General features: G+C 70.5%; 4 protein-coding genes. 2 read left to right on the top strand and 2 right to left on the bottom strand.

What is annotated here, in order from left to right; all coding sequences use genetic code 11:
- Nucleotides 1-51 precede the first annotated feature (51 nt).
- Both N864_RS18650 and N864_RS18645 read right to left on the bottom strand, forming a co-directional pair.
- Complete coding sequence (locus N864_RS18650; protein ID WP_034720661.1) at nt 52-1,392, bottom strand: glycosyltransferase 87 family protein; 1,341 nt, start codon at nt 1,390-1,392, stop codon at nt 52-54.
- Between the two features lie 7 nt (nt 1,393-1,399).
- The gene (locus N864_RS18645; RefSeq protein WP_240474400.1) at nt 1,400-3,580 is read right to left on the bottom strand and encodes a transglycosylase domain-containing protein; all 2,181 of its coding nucleotides are present in this window, start codon (nt 3,578-3,580) and stop codon (nt 1,400-1,402) included.
- Between the two features lie 212 nt (nt 3,581-3,792).
- Between N864_RS18645 and N864_RS18640 the strand changes: the two genes are divergently transcribed.
- On the top strand, nt 3,793-4,383 hold the full coding sequence (locus N864_RS18640; RefSeq protein WP_240474399.1) for a SigE family RNA polymerase sigma factor: 591 nt from the start codon (nt 3,793-3,795) through the stop codon (nt 4,381-4,383).
- A complete protein-coding gene (locus tag N864_RS18635) occupies nt 4,380-5,498 on the top strand; it encodes a hypothetical protein (RefSeq protein ID WP_034720655.1) in 1,119 nt (372 codons plus the stop codon). Before N864_RS18640 ends, N864_RS18635 begins: the two co-directional genes overlap by 4 nt.
- Nucleotides 5,499-5,541 lie beyond the last annotated feature (43 nt).

Genomic DNA, 5,541 nt, shown 5'->3' with positions numbered 1-5,541 from the left:
TGGCCCTTCGTCGGGAACTGGCCCTTCGACGAGACGAGGCCAATGGACGAGTCAGGCGAAGCGGACGAGGACCGCGTCGTCCGCACCGGCCATCGGCCCGGCGAGGTCGTCCGACTCGTCGTCGCGGCCGGCGACGGGGGCCAGCCGGTCTCGTGCGCGCAACCAGACCGACACGACGAGCCACAGCACGGCGAGCGCCCGGAGCATCGAGAACGCGGCATACCAGGAGCCCGGCAGGCCACGGTCCGGCACCGTCGTCGCGGCGATGACGAGCCAGACGGCGATGAAGTTGACCGCCTCACCCGTGGCCCAGATCAGATGGTCACGCCACGGCACTGCGGCGAGCGCGACGAGCGGCACGAGCCAGAGCGCGCTCTGCACCGTGAACGACTTGCCGGTGACGAGGACGACGCCCACCATGACGAGGGAGACCTCCGCGACGGTGGGGCGACGCACAGAGGACAGGGCCAGCACCGCCCCGAGGAGGACGGCCAGCACCCAGCCGACGACGGCGAGTGCCGTCACCGCGCCGGTCGGCAGCGGGTGGCCGGCCAGCTGCGGCAGCAGCCACGGCGACCCGTAGCCCGGCCCGGCCGTGGCCCAGTCGACGTAGGAGGCGGCGGCCGACTCCGGGTTGAGCAGCCAGGTCGCCGCGAGCACGGCGAGGAAGACGAGGACGGCATACCCGGCGGTGCGGCCGTAGGCCCGGAGCCGTCCCGACCGCAGGGCGAGCAGACCGATGGCGAGCAGGATGAGGACCGGGTAGGACCGGGCCGCCATCGCGAGCCCGAGCAGCACCCCGGCCGTCGTCGTGCGCCGCTTCCCCCAGGCCCACATGCCGGCCGTCGCGAGGGCCACCCCGACGGCGTCGGCCGAGATGTAGGCCACGAGCGCCACGACCGGCGACAGGGCGATGTGCGCCGCGAGCCAGGGCCGGCGCACGGACCCAGCCACCAACCAGATGATCGCCAGCACGAGGACCGCCGTGATCACCGCCCAGAGCGCGAAGTACCACGCGATCCGCGTCCCCGGCCGCCCGTCCGGCACCAGGCTCCCGACGAGCATGAGGAAGAACCCCGTCAGCGGCGGCTGTCCGGTCACCGGCGCGTCCGCGCCGCCCTGGAGGTATGCCGCTATCCCACGTCCCAGCCCGGAGTCCCGGAAAGCGTTGGGCAGGTCCGCGTAGCAGGCGTTCCAGAACTGCTCGGTCCCGGTCCAGTGCGTGCGCAGGCACGGTGCCCGGAAGAGGATCCCGAAGCCGAGCGGCAGGGCGGCGAGGGCCGACAGCACAGCGGCGGTCAGCTGCCATCGCGGACCAGGCTGAGCGGCATACCTCCCTCTCGGTCCCCCGATGACCTCGGAGGCCGCGCGCGCGACGGGATCGGACGCCAAGGAGGCGTCACCCGCCCTTGGTCGTGGTCGTCGACGGCTTGGGTCCGCCACCCGGACCCGGCGGCAGGATCGTGATCTTCGTCTTGGTCGGGCTGGGGGCCGGGGTGGACGACGGGCTCGTGGTCGTCGGCGCCTGCGTCGTCGTCGGCGGGGCCTGCGTCGTCGTGGTCGGCGCCTGGGTCGTGGTCGGCGCCTCCGTCGTCGTCGGGGCGACGGTCGTGGTCGGGGCCTGGGTCGTCGTCGGGGTCTGCACCCGGCTGTCGCCGACCCCCGCCCGTGCCGGGAACGGCAGCGGCTCGACACCCTGGAGGACGGGCTGCATGAACTCCATGAAGATGTCCGCGGGGATCGTGCCACCGGTCAGGTTGTAGCCCTCGGAGTCGGTCATCGTCGTCGGGTTGCCGTTCGCGTCCGGCTTGTACATCCCGATCGAGACGGCGAGCTGGGGGACGAACCCGGAGAACCAGATCGAGCGGTTCTCCTCGGAGGTACCGGTCTTGCCGGCGACCGGCCGGTTCAGGCCCTGCAGCTTCGTGGCCGTGCCACCGGGCTTGACCGTGTAGGTCAGGGCGTCGGTCGTGTCCGCGGTGACGTCCTTGTCGAACGCCCGCTTCGTCTGTGGCTTCGCCTCATAGGTGAAGTCGGACGTCGTCGCGGTGACCTTCCTGACGAAGTACGGCTTGCTACGGGTGCCCTGCGACGCGATCGTCGAGTAGGCCGAGGCCATGTCGATGACATGCGGTGACGACGTGCCGAGGACGTTGGTCAGGTCGGTGCCGAGGCCGGAGGTGTTGGCCGGGATGCCGGCGTCGATGGCGGCCTGCTTGGTCTTGGCCGGGCCCATCTTCTCGTTGAGCGCGACGAACGCGGTGTTGATCGAGCGGCCGATCATCCGGCGGATGTCGACCTTGCCGTAGGACCGGTGCCCGAAGTTGTTGATCGTCACGTCCTGGAACTTCTGCGGCGAGTCACCGTCGAACTGGGTCTTCGTCGAGATGCCGTCCCGGACGGCGGCGAGCACCGCCAACGGCTTGAAGTTCGAGCCGGCCTGCAGGATCGCCTGGGTCGAGGTGTTCCACTGCGACTTGGCGTAGTCGGCGCCGCCGTACATCGCGACGACCGCACCGTCACCGGGCTTGATCGCGACGAGGCCGCCGTGGACCTTGTCGGGCAGGTTGTCCTTCATCGCCTTGATCGCGGCGTCCTGCGCCTTCTTGTCGATCGTCGTGGTGATGCGCAGGCCACCCTGGTCGATGTCCTTCTCGGACAGCCCCTGCGCCTTGAGCTCCTTGCGGACCTCGGCCGTGATGTAGCCGGTCGGGCCGGACCCCTGGGAGGCGGCCTTGCGGGGCAGGATCTTCGGCAGCTTGGTCCACTTGGCCCGCTCGGTCGGGCTGATCCAACCCTGGCTGACCATCCCGTCGAGGACCCAGGAGTAGCGGTTCTCGAGGTTCTGCTGCGCCTTGGCGCCGTTCGCCGGGTCGTACATCTCCGGCGCGTTCATCATCGAGGCGAGGACGGCGCCCTCACCGACGGACAGCTTGGAGACGTCCTTGCCGAAGTAGGTCCGGGCCGCACTCTGGATGCCCGAGGCGCCACGTCCGTAGTAGATCGTGTTGAGGTAGTTCTCCAGGATCTGGTCCTTCGACATCTGGCTGTCGATCTTGACCGAGATGAGGATCTCCTTGGCCTTGCGCGAGATCGTCCGGTCCTGGGTGAGGAAGTAGTTCTTGACGTACTGCTGGGTGATGGTCGAGCCGCCGACCTGGTTCTCACCGGTGACGCTCGTCTTGACGGCGCGCAGGATGCCGGGGATCGAGATGCCGTTGTTCGTGTAGAAGCTGCGGTCCTCGGCGGCGAGGTGCGCCTCCTGGACGTCCTTGGGCACCTTGCTGAGCGGCACGGACTCGCGGTTGCCCTCGGTGACGGAGAAGCGAGCCATCTCGGTCTTGCCGTCCGCGTAGTAGACGATCGACGTCTGTGCGTTGGCGAGGTCGTTCGGCTGGGGGATCGAGGTGGTGTTGTAGGCCCACACCACGCCGGCCCCGCCGATGACGAGCAGGGCGAGGAAGGCGAGCGAGCCCCACTTCAGGGTGGGGATGGCCCAGCGCCGCCAGCCGGTACGCTGCGGCTTGCGCTTGCCGGTGCCCTTGCCCCGCTTCGAGGCCGCGAGTTGCGCGGCCCGCACGTCGTGCCTGCTTGGTGTCACTCCATCACTTCCCGTTCGTGGATCGACCCGGTGGGGTGCGCCGGGCCGCGTATCAGTATGACCGCCCGGCCCGTGTGCCCCGAAACTCACGACCGACGCCACGCGGGGCGGCCTTCCGACGACGTGGTATGCCGCTCACCTCCGGAAGTGCCGATGCAACCTTTCGAGACGGCTCGGTGGTCGTGTTGGATGTGACGACATCGAGCCCGGCCGAGGTGCTGCCGGCGGAGGCGCTGAGGGGAGCCGGCGTGGCACAGCAGGAGGAGTTCGACGCGTTCGTCGCGGCCCGGTCGACGGCGCTGCTGCGGACCGCAGTCCTGCTGACCCGCGACGTCGGGCTGGCGGAGGACCTGCTCCAGACCGCCCTCGCCAAGACCTGGTTCGCGTGGCGACGGATCGAGGTGACGCCGGAGGCGTACACACGGCGCGTGCTCGTCAACACGTATGCGAGCTGGTGGCGGCGCAAGTGGAACGGCGAGCATCCGACCGAGGAGCTGCCCGAGCCGGGCGCCGGCCGTGGCCGCGGCAGGGACGGGCATGACCAGGACGGACACGGCCGGCACGACAGCCACCGGGTCGACGACCGGACCGACCTGTGGGCCGCGCTCGGGCGGCTGCCCAAGCGGCAGCGCGCAATCGTCGTGCTCCGCTACTACGAGGACCTGTCCGAACGGGAGACGGCCGACGTCATGAGCTGCTCCGTCGGCACGGTCAAGAGCCAGGCCAGCCGCGCCCTGGCGAAGCTCCGAGTGGACCCGGCGCTGATGGAGGCGCAGTCATGAACCCGACCGACCTGAAGCAGGACCTCGACAGCCTCGTGTGCGACGTCACGGCGGACCGCGGCTTCGCGGCCGGTGTCGCGTCGAAGGTGCGGGCTCGCAAGCGGACCCGGGCCGCCGGAGTGGGCGTCGCGTGTGCGGCGCTGCTCACTCTGGGTGCCGGCCTGACGTCCCAGCTGGGCAGCGGGACGCGCACGCCCAGGCCGGCCACGAGCGGCCACGCGGCGGTGCAGCCCACGCCGACGATGACCGGCACCGACGGCATGCCGACGCGGTCCGTGCCGGCTGCTCCCCGCGATGTGGTGAAGGAAGGGCTCCGCATCCGAGCACAGATCGGTGGCGACTCGCTGGCGGCCGGTTTCATCAGCGACGTCGGGCAGGGCCAGGCAACCATGCTCTGGGACGTGACGACCAACCATGTTGCGATCGGCGCCGAGTGCTACCTGCCGAGCGGCGCCGCGGAACAGACCAAGCAGGTCGAGGTGCGAGTCCGGCTGGTCGGGTCCGATGGCTTCGTGTCACAGGGGGCGTGCAGCACGACACCACCGGCTGGGCACGAGCTTGTGCCTGGTTGGACGCCGGGTGAGCCGGGGCATGGATGGACCGAGCTGACCGTCGGCAAGCCGGCCGGCCTGCGGGTGCAGTTGGTCGACGCCAAGTCGGGCGCTCCGGTTGCCGTCGAAACGGCGCGGTTCGCGCTGGCCGTCTACAACCAGGGACCGCAGCGAGTCGTCCCCGATCCCCGCACCGGCCAGGCTCTCGCCGCACTACCCGAGACCGTCGAGCACGAGGGCTACCGGTATCGGCTGGTCGACCTCGTGGCCGGAGCCCCGTCGCGGAAGCAGCCCGCCGTGGCGACGCCAGCCGGTGCGCCATTCCTCATCACCTACGGCTCCGCCGGGACGCCGGTCGGCTCCACCGAGGGCGGGTCCAACGATGGCGGGGGCGACACCGTGCGTCTGACAGGCCTGGGCACTGACCCCGGTGCACTGACCGGCGGTGGCTGGACCATCGCGCCCCAGCCGGCCCGTGCCGCGAACACAGTCCAACTGGTCCGCGACGGGGCCGTGCCGGACACCGGCGTCGACTTCGTCGCCCTGTATCGGCTCGCCCGGTGACCGGTCCTCACTCAGCGCCTCAACACCTGCTCACCACAGCGGA

Origin of the sequence: Intrasporangium chromatireducens Q5-1 (assembly GCF_000576575.1) — a bacterium.
GTDB lineage: Bacteria > Actinomycetota > Actinomycetes > Actinomycetales > Dermatophilaceae > Intrasporangium_A > Intrasporangium_A chromatireducens.
Note: the sequence above shows the minus strand (reverse complement) of the source record. Positions and strands in the feature narration are given on the sequence as shown.